Below are 19,211 nucleotides of genomic sequence, written 5' to 3'. Positions count from 1 at the left end.
GCCGGAGCGGCGCGGATCAGTTCGCCTGGTCCGCGCCGCCCGTGCGTGTGCGGCTCAGCCCGCCTGACCCTCGCCGCTCCTGCGGGTGCACAGCACCGTCTTGTCGCCGGCCGCCGGGGCGGGCGGGCAGTCGTACACCGCGAAGATCCGCCGCTCGAGCGCCGGGTCGACGCTCCCGGGCCGGAACCAGCGCCAGTCCAGCACCGCGTAGGGCGCCGTGTCGTGGTCGACGCAGTCCGCGTTCTCCTTGTACGACGGCAGCTCGGCGACGTCCGCGATGTAGCGGGTGCGCTGGAGGAACGTGGCGATCGGGTAGCGGCACTGGGCCGGGTGGTCCAGGTAGTACGCCGAGTCGCCGAACACCAGGTAGAGCACCGGCGCGTCCTTGGGCATCTCGGCGTCCAGCCGCTCGGCGACAGCCTCGCTGTTGCGCATTCCGCGCAGATACTCCGCGCTGGTCGCCACCACCTTGCCGTCCAGCACCCGGTGCGGCGAGCCGGGCCAGATCGCCCCGGCCAGGCACACCACCCCGGCCAGCGCGATCACCGCGCCCGCCCACACGCCCCGCGGGCCCGTGCGACCGGCCCGCTTCCGGCGCGCCTCGACCAGCGCGTCCACACCCGCCGCGAGCAGCGCGACGAAGCCCAGCGCCCAGAGGGTGGCGGGCCGTTGCAGGAACGCCGGAATGTCGGTGTACAGCACGGGCAGCACGCCGTACACGAGGGATACGGCGCCGAAGAGCCACGGCGGCGAGCGGCGGGCGCCGCCCACTGCGAGGCCCCACAGCGCGGCGGCGAGGACGGGCAGCTGGGCTCCGTGGTACGAGAACCAGTTGCCCTGCACGACCACGACCGCCAGTGCGCCGAGCCCGATCGTCACGGCGACCAGGAGGAGTTCGGCCAGCCGGCGCCGCCCCCGGACCCGCGCCAGCACCAGCAGCAGCGCTCCCGGCAGGAGCAGCAGCACCGGGGAGAGCAGGGCCCGGTCGGCGAGCCAGTCCACGGAGGTCTGGAAGGTGGCCGGGAGGTCGAGGCCGGTACGGCTGAGCGCCCTCTGGTTGATCTGCGGCATGTCCTCGGTCCACTGCCACTCGCGGGACCCGGCGAGCAGGCTCAGCCCGAACAGGGCGATCGAGCCGACCGCCGTGAGCAGACCGAGCCGTACGGCCCGCCCGCGGTCCACGACGTACACCAGCAGCAGCCCGATGGCGGCCGTGGCGGCGGTGGAGTACTTCATCATCACCGCGAGGCCCATCGGCAGCGTGCCGAGCAGCGCCGCGGGCCAGGGGCGGTCGACGCCGAGCACGGCGGCGATGCCGAACACCGTCAGCACCACGGCCGCCCACTCCGGCTGGAGGAAGTCGGTGCGCGGGGCCAGCGCCAGGGCGAGGCCGGTGGCACCCGCGGTGAGGGCGGCCTCGCGGCCGGTCAGCCGGCGCAGCAGCGCGCTGTGGAGTGCGTAGGCGGCCGCGGCGGCCAGCAGGACGCCCGCCGCCTCCATGATCGTCTCGCGGGCGATCATGCCGCCGAAGGTGAGCCCGTCGAGGCCGGCGACGAACCAGCGGTAGAAGAACGGCCGGTGGGTGAAGACCTCGGACGGTGAGTAGCCCGCGGCCTCGCCGGTGCGCAGGGCGCCGAGAACGTAGTGCAGGTCGCCGGTGAGACGGCGGGTGAGGACGGCGTACGCCACGGCCGCGGCGGCGGGCAGGGCGACCACCGCCCACCACAGGGGTGAGTGACGCACGCGCTTCCGGGACCGGGTGGCCCCGGGAGCGTCGTCGACGACAAGGGCCGTCATGGATCAGCCGCCCAGGAGGGTGCGCAGCTCGGCCGCGTTGGCCTGGGTGACCTTCCACAGCTCCTGCTGCCGGTCGTGCACGTCCGCGACCGTCTTGGCGTGGTCGGCGAGCAGGTCGCGGGAGCGTTCGGCGAGGACGCCCGCGAGGTTGCGGTCGTGCACGGAGACACCCCACTCGGGGCGGTCGATGTCGCGCAGGAAGTACGCCATCTTCGGGTGCGAGATCAGGCTGATGATGGGCGTGCCGCAGCCGAACGGGATCATGCCCGCGTGGCCGCGCATGCCGATGACCAGCTTGGTGCGCGCGTACAGGTCGCGGATGTCGTCGTTCTCGAAGTCGTACATCGGGATGACCGGCATCGACACGCCGTGCTCACGGCGCAGGTCGAAGGCGAGCTTCTCGTCGTCGAGGGAGTGTGCCACGCACTGCACCTCGCCAAGCGTGCCGAGGTCCTTGACGGCCTTGGCCATCTGCGCCAGGAAGTAGGCGTAGTCATGGCCGAAGCGCAGGCCCGCACGGTCGTAGGCGGCGTTGATGAGGATGGTGTCGTCGCGTGTCGCCGGGTCCTGCCAGTTCGCCACCAGCTGGCGGGTGACCGTGGTCGGGCACGGCTGGAAGCGCACCTTGTCGTGCAGGTGCGCCGGGAGCATGGCGCGCACCTTCTCGATCGAGCCGTGGTTGCGCAGCCCGAAGAAGGCGGAGCGCTCCACCAGCTTGCGCAGCGACTCCCGGAACCGCTGGGCACGGTAGGACTGCCCGTCGAAGGCGTTGAAGCCGACGGCGTACACCGCGATCGGGACGTCGATGCGCTCCAGCAGCTCGTCCGGGACGTTCCACTGCCAGGCGCTGTTGCCGTTGGGCATGGTGTCCGGGATGAACAGGCCGCCGCCGCCGATGACCAGGCCGCGCCGGGCGTTGACCCGCTCCAGGGCCGACTCGTCGAACAGGCGGTGGGCGTGCACCGAGTGCCAGCGGCGGGAGGTGGTGTCGGGGTCGAAGGCGAGCCGGACACTCTCCGGGAGCAGCTTGTCGCCGGCGTTGCCCTGCCGGTCCATGTAGAAGGCGACGTGCGCGAGCTGGTCGTCGGGGCTGCCCTGCGGCTGGGCCGGAACCCCGATGGCGCGCTGGTGCCAGATGCGGCTGGCCCGGTGCGTGGGGTCGACGGTGAGGCCCTGCAGCGCGTACTTCTGCGCGGTGGCGTCGTCGCCGTGCACCCAGGCGATCTGGGCGAGGCGGGCGAAGGCGGTAGCGGCGCGGTTGGGCGCGGAAGTGGCGAGGAGCAGCTGGGCGCGGGCCTCCTCGTAGCGGGAGACGCTCATCAGGGCGTGCCCGTAGACCTCGTGCGGCCAGGCCTCGTCGACCGGGATGTGCACCTGCTCCAGGATGTCGACGGCGGCCTGGTAGTCGCCGGCGCCGATGTGCGCGAGGGCTACCTTGCGGGCGGTGTCGACGTCGCCGGTGCGCTCCACGTGCGGGGTGCCGAAGTGCACGAGCAGGTCGTGGTGGAGGGCGCCGGGGCGGGACACGTAGGCGGCGTGCAGTTCGGCGTCGCTGATGTCGAACTCGCGCCAGCGCTCCTGCGCCTGGTGGTAACCGGCCTCGCCGCCCTGCCAGGGCTTGTGGCGGCCGGTGAAGTGCAGGATGGCGGTGTCGTCGGGCACCGGCAGGTCGCCGGACAGCCGCCGCTTGACGAAGTTGTACTTGGGGTCGAGGTCGACGAAGTCGCCGTCGAGCAGGGCGTTGAGGATGCCCTGGTCGTGCTTGTCGAGCTCGTACGCCCCGCTGCGGCCGACCTGGTCCAGCCTGGCGCAGAACTCGTCGGTCAGGAACTCCTTCTGGATGACGAGCAGACCGCTGTTGAGCATGCGGGTGCTGTCTCCGTGGAAGAACTGGGCGACGGCGCCGAGTCCCTTGCGCATCGACAGCAGTTCGTTGATCGGGCCGAGGACCACCATGTCGGTGTCCAGGGTGATCACGGTGTCGTAGTCGCGGATCTTGAAGACGTCGAGGATGAAGTACGCCTTGCGGACCAGGTAGTTGTCCTGGTCGCCCTTCTTGTACGAGTCGTAGTGGTCGGCGTCGACCCGGCGGAAGACCACCCGCGGGTGCAGGGCGCGGATGCGGGCCACGGACGACGGGCGCAGGTCGTCGTGGAGGACGATGAAGTCCTCGCACACGTCCGGGTTCGTCAGGGCGAGGGAGCGCAGCAGCACGAGGAAGCCGGGCAGGTAGTTCTCGTCGACGAAGCTGGCGAAGGCGATCCGGCGCTTGCCGGTGAGCGCGCGGGCGGAGCCCTCGTCGGGGGTGGGTGCCGCTGGTCGGGCGGCGGTGACGGGGGCGGATATGTGGGTCGCGGTCATCTCAGGGAAATCCTCACGCCGGAGACGCTCTGGGCCCGTTCCATGACCCATGCCTTCTCGCTGCTGTATTCGTGAACGTTCGTGATCGGCAGCTTCATCGCCTCGGGGATGCGGTAGGCGCCGCTCTCGTAGAAGTCGAAGCCGATCAGGTCGATGGTGGGGCTGACGTCGAGGAAGTCGAGCAGCCACAGCATGTTGAAGCCGGACGTCGGGATGCCGGGGAACTGCTCGGAGGTCCAGCCGCCGATGTTGCGCACCGGCCAGCGCAGCGACTCGTCCCCGACGTACGTCTGCGCGCCCGGGACGAGCTTGTTGCGCATCGAGTACTTCCAGTCGGCCGAGTTGCCGCCGGTGATCAGGCGGATCTCTACCGGCTTGTCCCAGTTGAAGGCGTGCTTGTGGATGGAGACGTGGATGTCCGTCTTCTTACCTGTGTGCACCGGGTCGATCCGGTACGAGTTGAAGCGCATCACCAGGTCGTACGAGTCGATCTCGGCGCCCATCGAGCTCTCGCCCACCCTGGCGGAGTTGGCGATCAGGCAGATGGACTTGCCGGCGATCCGGTTGCGGAACTCGCCGAGGCTGAGCCACTGCACACCGCCGAAGAGAGGGTCGACCACGGGGCCGCGCATCCGGATGCGGCGCGACTCGGCGTACAGGCCGATCGCCTCCGTCAGCTCGGGCGTGGGGCGGCCCGCGACGCCGGTGCACAGGTCCAGGTAGTGGCCGAGCGCCTCCTGGAAGTCCTGCTCGGCGGCCTCCCCGCGGTCCATGGCGATGAGCGCGCCGACCAGCCGGGCACAGGCGGCGTCCCAGTCACCGGCGGCGTGCTTGGCGAGTCCCTCGGCCCAGACGTCGGTCGCCGGACCGCCGGTGAAGCGGGTGGCGTCGGGAGTGGAGCGCTCCAGCAGGGCGAGCAGTTCGGCGCGCCGGTCCAGGGCCGTGCGGATGCCGGTCACCCGGGCGCGGACGCCGTAGCCGTCGTCCTTGGTGAGGTCCAGGTAGCGCTCGAAGGCCTCGGCCGCGTGCGCCGGACGGCCCATGGCCTCCAGCAGTCGGCCGCGCAGCCGCCAGCCGGCGCGGGAGTTCTTGCGCTGGGTGAGGATGGTGTCGCTGATGAGCAGGGCGAGGTTCAGCTCGTCGTCATAGCCGCAGTCCACGGCCTTGTTGCCGACGGCGAGGAGGGCGTCGAGCAGTTCGTTGGTGATGCCGCCACCGCCGCCGACCGCCTTCGCGCCACGCCGGAGCAGTCCCCCCGCCGCCGGCGCTGCCGGGGCGGCCTGCGTCTGGGTGGCCCAGACGGCGAGCAACTCGCGCAGCTTCTCGGCGAGGCCGATGCGCCGGGAGTGCAGGCTCCCCACGAGCTTGCCGCTGTGCACGGCGCATGCGCGCAGGCAGTCGTCCAGCTCGGCCGGGGTGACTTCGGCGGTCGGCGGGCCGGCGTCGGTGGGCGCGGATGCCAGGTCCCCGGTCCGGGGACGTGACCATCTGCTGCGAACCCTCGTCATGGTGCTCCTGCTCTGGGTGTGACGAAAGATGGCAAGACTTTGCCAAGAGGTCGAGGAAGGTTGGAGAACACTAAGAAACCAAGACGACAATCTGATGAACTGCGTGGGACCGGGGAGCAAATCGTCTCCTCCTACAGGCACGCCATTCGCACAGGTGGATGGCATTTGCACCCCACCGCCACGCACGAGGCATTCAGAGTTCGGTAGAAGTTTTCCAGCAGGACATCTTCGCGGACCTTCCGTTCGACAGTCGCACGCCTAGCCTGTGCCCCAGCCGTGATCCGAACTGACGCCGGGTCACTCTCAGAGAGATGTAGAGGTCATCGGTTCCATGAAAAGCCGCTCCCTGCTTCGCAGCTCGGCCTCCCGACGCGTCCTGCGCCCCGTGGCCGACCTCATCGACAAGCGCATCGAGCGGCAGGTCCGCTCCACAGTCGCCCGGGCACAGCTGGAGAACGAGGAACTCAAGCGGGACATCCAGCTGCTGCGACAGCATCAGTTCACCTTCGACCTGCTGGTCGGCCCGCGGGCGCGCGGTATCTCCCGGGTAGTGGTCCCCGGCGCCCTGGACCGCCTCCAGGCCGAGGTCGCGAAGCTGGGCGGCGGTGACCGCGAGGCGGCGGAACGCAATGTCGCCGCGGCCTTCCGGCTGCTGGTCGCGCTGGAGTCGCTGGGCGTCGGCCGGATCGCCGGCGGCACCATGAACATCTGCGGCAAGCTGGGCACGATCCCCCTGCTCGACCCGCCGAACGACGAGATCCTGGAGATCGGCACGCTGTACGGCATGTTCTCCGCCGGGCTGATCCGGATGATGGAGCGCTCCGGCCGCAGCCCGAGCCTGACCATCGTCGACCCGTTCGCCGGTGTGCAGCTCCAGCCCGGAACCCAGCAGCGCAACGACCCGACGGGCACCCCGGTCGACGAGCACGCCGTACGCACCAACCTCGCGCTGGCCGGGCAGGCGGGCAGTGCCGCCCGCATCCGGCAGGGCTTCTCCGAGGACCCCGAGACCCGCGCGGCCGTCTCCGACCGCAGCTACGGCGTGATCATCGTGGACGGCGACCACTCCGCCGAGGGCGTCCTCGCGGATCTGCAGTGGGCCGAGGAGATAGCGGCGCCCGGCGCGATCGTGGTGCTCGACGACTTCGGCGACCCGAACTGGCCGGGCGTCAAGGACGCCATGGACAAGCACCTGGCGGGCGAGACGCGTTTCACCTACCTCGGCAAGGCGGCCCGGTCGGCGTTTCTGCGGGCTTCTTGATCATCTTCCGGCCCCGGGCATCCCTCCTGTGATATCGAACTCACAGCAGCCCCTCATCTTTCCAGAAGATGAACTACAGGGTTCCGATGGGCTAATCACACCCCCCGTGAACGGGAGCACGCCGTTTCGGCCCCTAGGGTTGGCGCGTACATTCGTTCTTTTCGGCCCGGCGCATTTCGATCACCGGCTGCGCCGGAAACGGCCCGCAGATGCGGTACGAGGGGTGTCAGCGTGACCGAAACGGTCGTGAGCACGACGAAAGCGCAGTCCGGCACGACAGCGCTCACGAACGCACCGGCCGGGCAGACCTCGTCGCTGCCGGAGCATCCGAAGCCGAAGAAGAAGCAGCAGCAGGACAAGTCCGCGGGCGGCCGGCTCCGGGCCCTGGACGGACTGCGGCTGCTGGCCGCGCTCATGGTGGCGGGGTACCACTACGGCGGCCGGGGCGGATACGTCACCGAGGCCTGGGGGTCGTCGCCGAAGCTCCAGTTCCCCACCCTGCACTCGCTGCTGGCCTACGGCTGCCTCGGCGTCCAGATCTTCTTCATCATCAGCGGTTTCGTCATCTGCATGAGCGGCTGGGGCCGGTCGCTGCGCTCGTACTTCGCCTCGCGCGTGGCACGGCTGCTGCCCGCGTACTGGGTGGCGGTCGTCCTGGTGACGGCGGTGTTCGCGCTGCCCGCGGTGGCCTACGAGGCGGTGTCGCCGAGCGACGCGCTGCTGAACCTGACGCTGCTCCAGGAACCGCTGGGCGCGGACCGGGTGCTCGGCGTGGACTGGACGCTGTGGGTGGAGGTCCGCTTCTACGCGCTGTTCGCCCTGTTCATCGTGCTGCCCGGCGCCAACCGGCGGCGGATCGTGCTCTTCTGCGCGGTGTGGACGCTGGCCGCGGCCATCGCGCAGTCCTCCGGCGAACCGATTCTGTCCCTGGTCCTGATGCCCGAGTACGCGCCGTTCTTCATCGGCGGCATCGGCATCTACCTGCTGCACCGCGACCGGCGGGACATCACCGCGTGGGGCATCGTGGCGGTGAGCTGGCTGACCGGACAGCACTACGCGGTGGACAACCTGTGGCACCCGCAGACGCCGGACCAGTTCTCCTACCGCTCGTCCTTCGTCATCATCCTCATCGTCACCCTCGGCTTCGCCGCGGTCCTCGCCGTCGCCCTGGGCTGGCTGCGCTGGGCGGACTGGCGGTGGCTGACGGTGGCGGGCGCGCTGACCTACCCGTTCTATCTGGTCCACGAGCACCTGGGGTGGGTCGTCATCAAGGTCCTGCACCAGGACTTCGGGCTGTCGTCCTGGGTCACGGTCACCTCGACGGTCACGCTGATGCTGCTGGTGGCGTGGCTGCTGAACCGGTACGTGGAGAACTGGGCGACGCCGCTGCTGCGCCGGTCGCTGACTGGCTTTCCCGTCAAGAATTGAGGCAGCGGTACAGCACCTGCAGTACGGTCACCTGCCCTGGCCGCGGGAAGGAGTTCATGCTGCCCCCCGGATCACGAGGTCAGCCATGAGGGGGTCGGCTCAGCAGGTTCGCGTCGTCGCCGGTGCAGTTGGCCTCGACGCTGACGAACGTGCCGCTCGGTGCGGGCTCGCAGCTTGCCCTCGTGCGTGCTCGTGGCGCTCGGCTCGGCGGCCACGTACTTGTCGTTGACGTGCGCCTTGAGGGACCACCGGGCGACGTGGGCGCCGATCCGGCCCGCGAGGTTGTCCACACGGGTGTTGACGGCTCTGGTGTCGGTGACGGTCTCGTCCGTGCCGAAGCAACCACCTCGCCAGGAGCGGCTGTTGATCGCGCCGAGTTCGACCGCTCCACCGCCTTCACGGAAGGCGGGGCCCCCGGTGTCGCCTGCGCAGACGGCGGCGCCGTCCTGCCCGGTGATGTCGGGATCGGTTTCGTCGACCCCGTCGACGGCGAAGGTGCCGGTGTGCAGTTTCAGCGGCGCCCACTGTCAGCAGCCGGCACGGCAGTCGGGGTCGCGGCCCGCACGGGACGCTGCTCGCCATGGGCACGGACGCGGAACTCCCCGCGCTGCCCGCCCCCACCCTGCGGATCAAGGCGTACGAGCCCTACGGCACCGGCGTCTTCCTGATCCGGCCCGACGGCTGTGTCGGCTGGGCGGGCGTGACGGGCGCGGGGCTCACGGCATACTCGGGGCCGGACGGGGGTAGCTGAAGCAATCCGGTAATCGTTCACCGGGCGCGGTGCCATTCGCACCACCGGCACGACCAAGACCGCGTACGGTACGTAGGGAATTGACCCGGTATTCACCTTCTCGGGGGTTGGACGGGTTGTCCACCCGGGCAGGCGCCGGGCAGCTCCTGACCGGATCACCGCAACGAGGAAGTGCTCGCCTTCCATGACCACTGCACATGAGGCACCCCCGCGGCCCCGCCGACTCGACGACGTCCCGGGCTGGTTCCCCGTACTCGACCAGGTGCTCTTCGACTGGCTCCTGAACCGGCAGGAGGCCGCGGGCGTTCGTGGCGACCTGCTGGAGGTCGGGGTCTACATGGGCAAGAGCGCGATCTTCCTGGGCCGCCATGTCCGGGAGGGCGAACGCTACACCGTGTGCGACCTCTTCGAGGGCGACGCCCCGGACGACGCCAACCGGGCCGAGTCCACGAAGTCCTACAGCGCACTCACCCGCCAGGCCTTCGAGGCCAACTACCTGGCCTTCCACGACGAACTCCCGCGCGTCGTGCAGGGCCCCAGCTCACTCGTGCCCGGCGAGGTCGAGCGGGGCTCCTGCCGGTTCGTGCACATCGACGGCTCGCATCTGTACGAGCACGTGTACGACGACATCGGCGCCGCACGGGATGTCCTGCTGCCGGACGGGATCGTCGTCCTGGACGACTTCCGCTCCGAGCACACGCCCGGTGTCTCCGTCGCCGTCTGGGAGGCCGTGCTCAGCCGGGGGCTGCGCCCGATCTGCCTGAGCACGCAGAAGCTGTACGGCACCTGGGGCGACCCCGAGCCGGTGCAGGAGGAGCTGCTGGCGATGGTCCGCGGCCGCGGCGACTGCGGGCTCAGCGTGCAGCAGGCCGCCGGACACCGCCTCGTCCGTCTGAAGTCCAAGGGCATGAAGTCCCCCGACTTCCCGTCGTCCCGTCACGCGGTGGAGGACCCCGAGCCCACCGTGCCCAGGCCCGCCGCCTCCGCAGCGACCCGCCCGGCCCCGCCCCGCACGCCCCGCAGCCACGCCCGCCGCCTGGCCGCCGACCTGCTGCCCCCACTCCTCACCCGCGCCCTCCGCAAGGCCCGCGCCGCCCGGCGTTCGGCGGCGCGCTGAACGGACGGGGAGACGGTCAGCCGTCGAGGAGGGTGTCGACCGGGAGTTCGACGCGAACGCCGACGGATTCCGGCACCGGCACCCTCTGACCGCGCTGGAAGCGCTGTGGGTCGGGGTACTTGCCGTCGGCCGGGTCGGTGTAGAGGAGTACCTCGTCGTGCTTGCGGTCGGCGATGAGGTAGGCCGGGATACCGGCCTCCGCGTAGCACTCGACCTTGGGACCGAGGTCGTCGGACCAGTTGGACGACGTCACTTCGACGACCAGCCGAAAGACGTTCGGGGCGTAGTAGTCCTTCGTGACGTGGGCGTCGCGGAAGTCCTGGTCGACGACGGAGAAGTCAGGGACCGCGAAGTCCGCGGGCAACGTGGGCAGCCAGAGGCCGACACCCTGGACGTACTCACGCCCTGCCTCGACGATGCCCGCCCGGTCGAATGCCCTGCCGAGTTTGGTCAGCGCCAGCTGATGCGAGCCATCCGGCGGCGGTGTCACAGTGAGCCTCCCCTGGAGAATCTCCACGCGGTGGCCAGGCAGTGCGCGGGCAAGCTGGTCGGCAGCCTCGCCCAGGGTCAGCTCCTGCTGCAGTACGGCCATGGCGTCCTCCTTTTCGGGGCCCACTCTCCATGAGAGTAACCGGCGGCGTGCCCAGTCCGCCCTTGATCACCCATACGAGGTATTACCGCTGGTCAGAAGGCATCGCTAGGCACGTACGTCCCCCACACGCCCCGCAACGCATTGCACACCTCCCCCACGGTCGCCCGCGCCCGCAGCGCCTCCCTCATCGGGTAGAGGACGTTGTCCTCGCCCCCGGCCGCCTTCCGCAGCGCCGCCAGGGCCGAGTCCACCGCCTGCTGGTCGCGTTCGGCGCGCAGCTTGGCCAGGCGTTCCGCCTGCTGGGCCTCGATGGCCGGGTCGACGCGCAGCGGCTCGTACGGCTCCTCCTCGTCGAGCTGGAAGCGGTTCACGCCGACCACGACCCGCTCACCCGCGTCCGTCTCCTGGGCGATCCGGTAGGCGTTGCGCTCGATCTCGCTCTTCTGGAAGCCGTGCTCGATGGCGTTGACCGCGCCGCCCAGTTCCTCGACCTTCGTCATCAGCTCCAGCGTCGCCGCCTCGACGTCGTCGGTCATCTTCTCGATGGCGTAGGACCCGGCGAAGGGGTCGACGGTCGCGGTCACGTCGGTCTCGTGGGCCAGCATCTGCTGGGTGCGCAGGGCGAGGCGCGCGCTCTTGTCGGTCGGCAGGGCGATGGCCTCGTCGAAGGAGTTGGTGTGCAGGGACTGGGTGCCGCCGAGCACCGCGGCCAGGGCCTGGACGGTGACGCGGACCAGGTTCACCTCGGGCTGCTGGGCGGTCAGCTGGACGCCCGCCGTTTGTGTGTGGAAGCGCAGCATCATCGACTTGGGGTTCTTCGCGCCGAACTCCTCCTGCATCACCCGGGCCCAGATCCGGCGGGCGGCGCGGAACTTCGCGACCTCCTCCAGGATCGTCGTACGGGCGACGAAGAAGAACGACAGACGGGGCGCGAAGTCGTCGACGTCCATCCCGGCGGCGACGGCCGTGCGGACGTACTCGATGCCGTTGGCGAGGGTGAACGCGATCTCCTGCGCGGGGGACGCGCCCGCCTCGGCCATGTGGTAGCCGGAGATCGAGATGGTGTTCCACTTGGGGATCTCGGCCCGGCAGTACTGGAAGATGTCGGCGGTCAGTCGCAGGGAGGGCTTGGGCGGGAAGATGTACGTCCCGCGCGCGATGTACTCCTTCAGGACGTCGTTCTGGATCGTGCCCGTCAGCTGGTCCGCCCGCGCCCCCTGCTCCTCCGCGACCAGCTGGTACAGCAGCAACAGCAGCGCGGCCGGGGCGTTGATCGTCATCGAGGTCGACACCTGGTCCAGCGGGATCCCGCCGAACAGCACCCGCATGTCGTCGATCGAGTCGACGGCGACGCCCACCTTGCCGACCTCGCCGTGCGCGAGGGGCGCGTCGGAGTCGTGGCCCATCTGGGTGGGCAGGTCGAAGGCGACCGACAGGCCGGTCGTGCCGTGTGCGATGAGCTGCCGGTAGCGGGCGTTGGACTCCGTCGCCGTACCGAAGCCCGCGTACTGGCGCATGGTCCAGGGGCGGCCCGTGTACATCGTCGGGTACACGCCCCGTGTGAAGGGGTACGCGCCGGGCTCGCCCAGCCGTACGGCCGGGTCCCAGCCGTCCAGGGCGTCCGGCCCGTACACCGGTTCGATGGGCAGTCCGGACTCCGACTCGCGCGCCATGGTGGGTGCCTTCCGCCGAGCAGTGACTCACTCCTTCCTTCATAACGATGCCGCGCCGTTCGCAACCCGTCACGCGCGGGAAGCCATCTCAGGGGACACCGGTGCACTTCGGTGAGAAGGCGGGGACTGGCATGGGCACTGCTGGTACGGGGAGGGCGATCGCCGCGCTGGCGGCGCTGGTGACGGTGTGCGGCTGCACCGCGCAGGCCGTGGACGCGGACGGAGAGCCGCGGGGGCCGATCCACATCGACGTCACCGGCACCGTGCCCGCGGCACCGCCACCCGCCACATCCAAGGCCCCCGAGAAGCCCGCCGCTCCGGCTCCGGTCCCGGCCCCGGTCCTGTGGTCACGCGGCGACTCCGGCCGTGACGTGCGCGAACTCCAGGCCCGGCTGCGGCAGATCGCCTGGCTGTTCGACGGCCCGACGGGGACGTACGACGAGCTGACCGAGCAGGCCGTCCGTGGCTTCCAGGGCAAGCGCGGGCTGCCGCGGACCGGCTCCACGGACACCGTCACCTGGCAGCGGCTGCTGAAGATGACCCGCGAGCCCGGCCAGTGGGACCTGTACCTGATGGGCGGCCAGCCCGCCGACGCACCCGACGCGCGGTGTCTGACCGGCCGCGTGCTGTGCCTCAGCAAAACGAGCCGCACCTTGCGCTGGATGATCGACGGCCGCACGGTCACGACCCTGCCGGTGCGCTTCGGCTCGGAGTACACACCCACCCGGGAGGGCGAGTTCCGGGTGTACTGGAAGTCCCGCCACCACCACTCCACGCTGTACGACTCGCCGATGCCGTACGCCATGTTCTTCAGCGGCGGGCAGGCCGTGCACTACTCGTCCGACTTCGCCGCCCGGGGGTACGCCGGGTCCTCGCACGGGTGCGTCAACGTCCGGGACGAGGCGGCGATCGCGCAGCTGTTCGGGGAGGTGCGGAACGGCGACAAGGTCGTCGTCCACTGGTGAGGTTCGGGGCGCGGGCGGGACCGGGGGAACGTGTCCCGCCCGCGCTCAGGTGCACGAGCCGTGGGTACGGGGGGAACCCCGGCTCCGTGCGACAGCCGATGACCAGTCGGCTCACTCAGTACTGCGCCGCCGCGGCCGAAAGTGTCACACCCCTGGAGAAGAAATATCTACGGAACTACGGAACCGCAGGTCAGAGGGTGGAGTACGAGGGGTTCGGGGCCGGCTGCAGCGACTGCGCCCTCCTGGGCAGGTCGGGGCCGAGGGCCGGCGGCCACGAGGAGGTGCTGGAGCCGGTGCGGCCGGGGGAGGTGTCGGCGGCCCCGTCCTCGTCGCCGCTGTCCTCGCCGCCGTCGCCGCGGCTGCTGCCGCCCTCGGCGTGGCCGTTGCCGTCCGCGTTCTCGCCGCCGCCCTTGCCGTCCGCGTTCTCGCCGTCGGCCTTGTCGTCCTTGCCCCGGCGCGTGTCCTCCTGGGCGTCGGAGCCGCCGAGGACGGCGTCGCAGTACTTGCCCACCCGCGTGGAACCGCCCGCCGCCTCCTTCAGGGCCCGCTTGCGGCCGGCGTCCAGGCTCCGGCCCTCGCGCAGGTCACGGCAGGCGGAGGTGACCGCCTCCCACCGGCTGCCGGGGTCGCCCGTCCGCTCCTCGGTGTCCCCGCCGGTGGCGGGTGTGTCGTCGTCGGACGGGTCGGGGCTGCCGGTGGCGGGGCCGCTCGTGGTGCCGTCCGGCGTGGCCGAGCCGGGCTGCTCGCGCTGCGTCGGCGGGGGCGTCTCCAGCGCGCGCTCGGGCGGTTCGGCGGCCGAGACCGAGGCGGCGGGGCCGGGTTCGTCGTCGAGGAAGGGCGTGCCCAGCACTCCGGTTCCGGCCGCGACGGCCACCCCGCCGGCCATGGCGGCGGCCAGCGCCGCGGCCACCCCCAGCCGCACGGGACGGCCCCAGCGCGGGCGCCGGGCCGTGGTCGTACGGCCACCGGTGCGGCCGCCGATGCGCACTACTCCGGCGTCGGACGGCCGTGCCCGGCCGGGTGAGCCGAGGGCGGCGCGCTCGCTGTCGCGGTCCGCCCGCACCTTGCGGAAGGCGGCCAGGGCGGCGGCCTCGCCGGGGAGTTCGTCGCTGGTCAGCGGGGGTTTCGCGGAGAGCCCGCCGAGCGTGTGGGCGAGCCGGGCGGCCTGCTCGTGGGTGGCGGCGTCGGCAGCGTCCAGTGGCTCTCCGCTCAGCAAACGCTCCGCCGTTTCGCGGTTCAGCCACCTGTACTGCTCATCGGCCATCACATGTCCTTCTGCGTCCGCGTGCGCGTAGGCGTCACACTCGCGGACGTCACCGCGCGGTCGCGCGGTTCTCGCTGGGGTGGCAGGGCATCGAGCACACCGGCCGATTCCGGATCGCCGCCGCCATCGCCGAGCAGCTCGGCGAGCCGCTTCAGCCCCCGGTGCGCGGCGGTGCGCACGGCTCCCGCCCGCTTGCCGAGCGTCTCGGCGGCGGTCTTCGCGTCGAGGCCCACCACCACCCGCAGCACCACGGCCTCGGCCTGGTCCTGCGGCAGCCGGGCGATGAGGGAGAGGGCGCGGTCGGTGGCCAGGGCCTCGATGGCCTCGCCGGCCGTGTCGGACTCGGCGGCCCGGCCGGTCAGCTCGGTCTCGTCGCCGCCGATCGCTGGCCGCCGCCCGCGCATCCGTATGTGATCCAGCGCACGGTTGCGGGCTATCCGGGCGGCCCACCCCCGGAACCGGTCCGCGTCACCGCTGAACCGCTCCAGGTCCCGGGCTATCTGCAGCCAGGCCTCGGACGCCACGTCCTCGGCGTCGAGGTCGCCGACCAGCGTCCGTACGTACCCCAGCAACCGCGGGTGCACCGCGCGATACACCGTCCGGAACGCGGTTTCGTCCCCGCCCTGTGCCGCGAGCACCGCGGCCGTCAGCTCCGCGTCGTCCCCCACCGCGCGCGCCCTTCTTTGCGCCCAAGCCGGCGCCGCTCTCGCGGACCGGGTTCTCGCCGTCGTGGTTCCTCAATGAGTGGTTGCCGTTCAAGGAGGGCTGTGGTTGCGGCGGTCTTCCGCCTCCCCACTCCGGCGCGAAAGGCACGTTACGTCTTGAAACCGCTCCCCGTCCATGTGCGTAGCCGATGCAACTAACTCGTGACGCGCCGGGGTGTGACAGAAAACGCAGTCCCGACGCTGAAGAAGGTACGGGCCGCGCGGCCCGTGCCGCGCGACGGCCGGGGCCTCTCCTGTGGGGGGTGGCGGCCCCGGCCGTTGCCTTGGCGCATGGCTCGCGGCGCTCGCGAGTGGAGACACCGGAGCGCGCGAGGCCAGGGCACTTTTCCCGTGGGTCAGTTCTTCTTCCCGTTGCCGGTGGCCTTTTCGGCCTGGTCGCCGCCCGTGCCGCTGTTCGCGTTCCCGGCGCCGCTGTTCGGGTTCCCCGCGCCGCTCTCCGCGTTGCGGGCACCGTTGCCTCCGGCACTGTTGTCGCCGCCACCGTTGTCACCGGCACCGTTGTCACCGGCACCGTTCGTCGCGTTGGCGGCTCCGCCGCCCGGCGTGGCCGCCTGGCTCGGCCTGCCCTTGGCCGCCGCCCCCGCCAGCTGCTCGGCGCAGTACGCGGCCACCCTGTCCTCACCGCCCGCCTCCGTGGCGAGCCGCCGCCAGGCCGTGGCGTCCAGCGCGTTGCCGCGGCCCTCGACCTGGTCGTAGGCGCGGCACCTGGCCTCGGTGTCCTGAGCGGTGGACGGGTGGCCGGGCTTCGCGGAGGCGGAGGCGGCGTCGGACGCCACGGAGGACGGCTCGGCGCCCGGCAGGTCGGGGGCGCCGGCCGGCGGGGTGGGCCTGCCCCGGTCGTCGGCGGGGCCGTCAGGCGAGTCGGACGAGCCGATCGCGGCGACCGCTACGCCGCCCAGCGCGAGGCTCGCGACGAACAGGGAGAGCGTGGTCTTCACTGGCAGCACCAGCCGCCGCCGCTCGCGGGGCCGCCAGTCGTCCCGGCGCCGGGTGCGCGCCCGGTGTGCCCCCGCGTCCCGGGCGGCCCGGAACGCGGCGACGGCCCGCTGCTCGCCCTCGGTGTCCGGGCGGTGTCCGCGCGGCACGGCGGCGGAGAGCAGCGCCTCCAGCGCGGCGGTGTCGGTGGCTGTTTGCGGGCCGGGCACGTGCCCGTGCCCGGAAGCGAGGCCGTCAGGGTGCACACGCCGACGGCCGGGGGACCCACCGCCGATCTGCCGTTCACCCATGTCTGCTTCCCGTCCTTGTCCGACCTGTTTGCGATGTGGCCGGGGTTTTATGTGACAGCCGTGACTCGTGACCCCGTAGAGCTCTACGTCCCTCAAGCCCCATACGACTCACCGCGCACGTCGCGATATGCCGCTCCGGCCGCCGCCGTCGCACTCGCTGTTCATTTCGATTCCCCCAGCGTCCGAGGGCCGGTATCCGTCACACCTTCGACGCCCAGCTGCTTGGCCAGGCGCTTCAGCCCCCGGTACGCGGCCGTCCGCACCGCGCCCGGGCGCTTGCCGAGGACGCGTGCGGCCGCGGGGGCGTCGAGGCCGACGACGACCCGCAGCAGCACGGCTTCGGCCTGGTCCCGTGGCAGCCCGCGGACCAGCTCCAGGGCACGCTCCGTGGAGATCGACTCCAGCGCCTGGTCGTGCGTGCTGTGCGGGCCGGGCAGGTCCAGCATGTCCTGTTCGAGCGCCGACGACTGGGGCCGCACTTTTTGCCGCCGCAGATGGTCCAGCGCCCGGTGCCGGGCGATGGTCGCCGTCCAGCCCCGGAACCCGGCTCCGTCGCCCTTGAACCGGCCCAGGTCCCGGGCGATCTCCAGCCAGGCGTCGGACACGACGTCCTCGGCGTCGTCGCCGACCAGCCCGCGCAGGTACCCGAGCAGCGCTGGCTGCACCAGCCGGTACGCGACCGCGAAGGCGGCCTCGTCACCTTCCTGGGCCCGCGCGACGGCCGCGCCCAATTCCCCGTCGTACGCGTGCACGCGGCGGGGTTCGCCTGCCTGGCCCAAGAACTGTCCTCGTCCGTACCGGTTCACAGCGGGTCCGTACCGTGCGGCACGGACGCCCTTGCCCTCCACGGTCCTCAGCGTCGGTGCGGAGGCAAGTGTCACAGCGCGTCCGTCACCCCACTCCATCCGGCAGCACGACGGCTGCCACCAGGCACGCAGCGAAGCCACAGGACGCGTACAACCTTTTGGCGTCTCACGCGTCCGCGACGCAACACATCCACCGCCCTTCAGGGGACCGGCGGGCCCGCCCGGGTTGCGCACCCGGGCAGAACGGCGTCAGCGACTCGCCCCACACGGCAGCGAACGTACGGATGGACACCCACGCCCGTTCCCGGCCGGAGAGCCCGCCCTGCGAGGTCGCCCTGACCGGCGAGAACCTGCACACAGTCCCGTCACAGGAGTGACGTACGATGCGCACGCCCGTCATAAAAATCCCGTAAGAGGATGTGCACGTCATGGCAATTCGCGCCCCATACCGCCCTGTTCGCGGCATAGCTGCCGTCATCGCCCTGCTCGCGATCGGCGCGGTGGGGTGCTCGGACGTCTCGGATGCCGTCGACAGCGCCAAGGACGGCGCGAAGAAGGTGGCCCGCCAGCGATCGGTGTTCTCGCTGGGCATCGGGGACTGCTACAACCCGAACGGCAAGGTCGAGGGCGAGGCGTTCGCCGTCGAGATCGTGCCCTGCGGCGAGGCGCACGCGGGTCAGGTCGTCGGCGAATTCAACATCGACGGAGAGAAGACGTACCCCGGCGACGACGCGGTCGCGGCGATCGCCGACGAGCGATGCCCGGTCGAGGCAGGGAAGTTCGCCCAGGACACCTGGGCGCTCCCCAAGGGGGTCGACCTCTACTACTACACCCCGACCAAGGAGAGCTGGGCGACGGGTGACCGCGCCGTGAGCTGCACCTACACCAATGAATCGGGCAAGTTCACCGGCTCACTGCAGGCCGACGCGAAGTCCCTGAAGCCCGAACAGACCACGTACCTGAAGGGTGCGAACGCCGTCTACGACGCTCTGTGGGCGAACCAGCCCGACGCGGATTCCGTCGAGGAGGACCTGGACGGCTACAAGACGCAGGCCAAGGCCGTCGCAGCCGCCCTCGATACCCACCTCGAAGGCCTGCAGGACATCGAGGGCACGGAGATCGGCAAGCTCCGCGAACAGCTGAAGAAGACGGCCGAGCACTGGAAGAAGGCCGCGAGCGCCACCGACGTCGACGCGTTCTACCTCGCCTACGACCCGGCCTTCACCGGCCTCGACCCGAACAAGACGGTCGCCGCCCGCAAGGAACTGGGCCTGGCCACCACCGTCCCGGCCGACGATGCCGAGGTCTGGGCGGCCTGACGCCCTGCGGGCCGCGTCCACCAAGGACGCGGCCTCGCTTCCTTGAACTCACCTTCCCCGCCACGGCATTCGACGCGTTCATCACGGCACTGAAGCTTCCGGGTGTGGGACTGGAGCATTCGTAACGCCCGAAGTGGTTCAGGCCCGGGTTGTAGTCGCCGACGCCCATACCATGCATGCCGGACTGGGGTCCCAGCGCTTGGCGTTGCCAGTCGTCATTGGATGTCGAGGACGGGTCGGTGTCGGTCGTCCTCGCAGCAGACGAAGACGCGAAGCTCGCCGAACCGGCCGACCTCTGCGCCAGTCGGTGAATAGGCGAGCTTCAGTGCCAACTCGGCCACCCCCCAATCTTCCAGCCGTACGCGACCGACAGGGCGTACTGATAACGCAACCGTCGGTCCTGGTCCGCCGCGACGGG

16 protein-coding genes are annotated in these 19,211 nt (G+C 71.0%); 6 read left to right on the top strand and 10 right to left on the bottom strand.

The features are described from left to right. Nucleotides 1-54: 54 nt before the first annotated feature. From KWI83_RS26690 to KWI83_RS26680, 3 genes are read right to left on the bottom strand one after another with little or no spacing between them, the layout of a single operon-like run. Entirely contained in the window at nucleotides 55-1,743 is a 1,689-nt protein-coding gene (locus tag KWI83_RS26690) for a hypothetical protein (RefSeq protein WP_308122196.1), read from the bottom strand. Nucleotides 1,744-1,800: 57 nt separating this feature from the next. Continuing rightward, nucleotides 1,801-4,158, bottom strand: coding sequence for a glycosyltransferase (locus KWI83_RS26685; protein WP_218516924.1), 2,358 nt, complete (start codon nucleotides 4,156-4,158; stop codon nucleotides 1,801-1,803). Then, the gene (locus KWI83_RS26680) at nucleotides 4,155-5,666 is read right to left on the bottom strand and encodes a tetratricopeptide repeat protein (RefSeq protein WP_218516923.1); all 1,512 of its coding nucleotides are present in this window, start codon (nucleotides 5,664-5,666) and stop codon (nucleotides 4,155-4,157) included. The genes KWI83_RS26685 and KWI83_RS26680 overlap by 4 nt, the downstream gene beginning before the upstream one ends. Before the next feature lie 331 nt (nucleotides 5,667-5,997). Here KWI83_RS26680 and KWI83_RS26675 point away from each other — a divergent pair, with 331 nt between their 5' ends. Both KWI83_RS26675 and KWI83_RS26670 read left to right on the top strand, forming a co-directional pair. Then, nucleotides 5,998-6,927 (top strand): class I SAM-dependent methyltransferase, encoded by a 930-nt coding sequence (locus KWI83_RS26675; protein WP_218516922.1) that lies wholly within the window; start codon nucleotides 5,998-6,000, stop codon nucleotides 6,925-6,927. 231 nt (nucleotides 6,928-7,158) lie between these two features. After that, nucleotides 7,159-8,355: an acyltransferase gene (locus tag KWI83_RS26670; protein WP_218516921.1), complete on the top strand. Its 1,197-nt coding sequence runs from the start codon at nucleotides 7,159-7,161 to the stop codon at nucleotides 8,353-8,355. Nucleotides 8,356-8,426: 71 nt separating this feature from the next. Here KWI83_RS26670 and KWI83_RS26665 read toward each other — a convergent pair whose 3' ends face one another. Continuing rightward, on the bottom strand, nucleotides 8,427-8,645 hold the full coding sequence (locus tag KWI83_RS26665) for a hypothetical protein (protein WP_218516920.1): 219 nt from the start codon (nucleotides 8,643-8,645) through the stop codon (nucleotides 8,427-8,429). 290 nt (nucleotides 8,646-8,935) lie between these two features. On the opposite strand from KWI83_RS26665, the gene KWI83_RS26660 reads away from it, so the two are divergent. Beyond that, a complete protein-coding gene (locus KWI83_RS26660; protein WP_218516984.1) occupies nucleotides 8,936-9,106 on the top strand; it encodes a hypothetical protein in 171 nt (56 codons plus the stop codon). A gap of 184 nt (nucleotides 9,107-9,290) precedes the next feature. After that, nucleotides 9,291-10,223, top strand: coding sequence for a class I SAM-dependent methyltransferase (locus KWI83_RS26655; protein WP_218516919.1), 933 nt, complete (start codon nucleotides 9,291-9,293; stop codon nucleotides 10,221-10,223). A gap of 16 nt (nucleotides 10,224-10,239) precedes the next feature. Here the strand turns inward: KWI83_RS26655 and KWI83_RS26650 are convergent, their stop codons facing one another. Continuing rightward, nucleotides 10,240-10,815, bottom strand: a complete 576-nt coding sequence (locus KWI83_RS26650) for a Uma2 family endonuclease (RefSeq protein ID WP_218516918.1) — start codon at nucleotides 10,813-10,815, stop codon at nucleotides 10,240-10,242. A gap of 92 nt (nucleotides 10,816-10,907) precedes the next feature. Further along, entirely contained in the window at nucleotides 10,908-12,488 is a 1,581-nt protein-coding gene (locus tag KWI83_RS26645) for a methylmalonyl-CoA mutase (protein ID WP_218516917.1), read from the bottom strand. 131 nt (nucleotides 12,489-12,619) lie between these two features. Here KWI83_RS26645 and KWI83_RS26640 point away from each other — a divergent pair, with 131 nt between their 5' ends. Continuing rightward, a complete protein-coding gene (locus KWI83_RS26640) occupies nucleotides 12,620-13,453 on the top strand; it encodes a L,D-transpeptidase family protein (RefSeq protein WP_218516916.1) in 834 nt (277 codons plus the stop codon). 190 nt (nucleotides 13,454-13,643) lie between these two features. Here KWI83_RS26640 and KWI83_RS26635 read toward each other — a convergent pair whose 3' ends face one another. From KWI83_RS26635 to KWI83_RS26620, 4 genes are all read right to left on the bottom strand, one after another. Continuing rightward, entirely contained in the window at nucleotides 13,644-14,717 is a 1,074-nt protein-coding gene (locus KWI83_RS26635) for a hypothetical protein (RefSeq protein WP_218516915.1), read from the bottom strand. Then, the gene (locus KWI83_RS26630) at nucleotides 14,717-15,385 is read right to left on the bottom strand and encodes an RNA polymerase sigma factor (protein WP_218516914.1); all 669 of its coding nucleotides are present in this window, start codon (nucleotides 15,383-15,385) and stop codon (nucleotides 14,717-14,719) included. Before KWI83_RS26630 ends, KWI83_RS26635 begins: the two co-directional genes overlap by 1 nt. 392 nt (nucleotides 15,386-15,777) lie before the next feature. Continuing rightward, nucleotides 15,778-16,668, bottom strand: coding sequence for a hypothetical protein (locus tag KWI83_RS26625; RefSeq protein WP_218516913.1), 891 nt, complete (start codon nucleotides 16,666-16,668; stop codon nucleotides 15,778-15,780). Between the two features lie 161 nt (nucleotides 16,669-16,829). Continuing rightward, nucleotides 16,830-17,447, bottom strand: coding sequence for an RNA polymerase sigma factor (locus KWI83_RS26620; protein ID WP_218516912.1), 618 nt, complete (start codon nucleotides 17,445-17,447; stop codon nucleotides 16,830-16,832). Nucleotides 17,448-17,902: 455 nt separating this feature from the next. On the opposite strand from KWI83_RS26620, the gene KWI83_RS26615 reads away from it, so the two are divergent. Then, on the top strand, nucleotides 17,903-18,793 hold the full coding sequence (locus KWI83_RS26615) for a septum formation family protein (RefSeq protein ID WP_218516911.1): 891 nt from the start codon (nucleotides 17,903-17,905) through the stop codon (nucleotides 18,791-18,793). Nucleotides 18,794-19,211 lie beyond the last annotated feature (418 nt).

Source organism: Streptomyces sp. TRM70350 (assembly GCF_019219825.1).
Taxonomy (GTDB): domain Bacteria; phylum Actinomycetota; class Actinomycetes; order Streptomycetales; family Streptomycetaceae; genus Streptomyces.
This window is presented reverse-complemented; position numbering and strand designations above follow the sequence as displayed.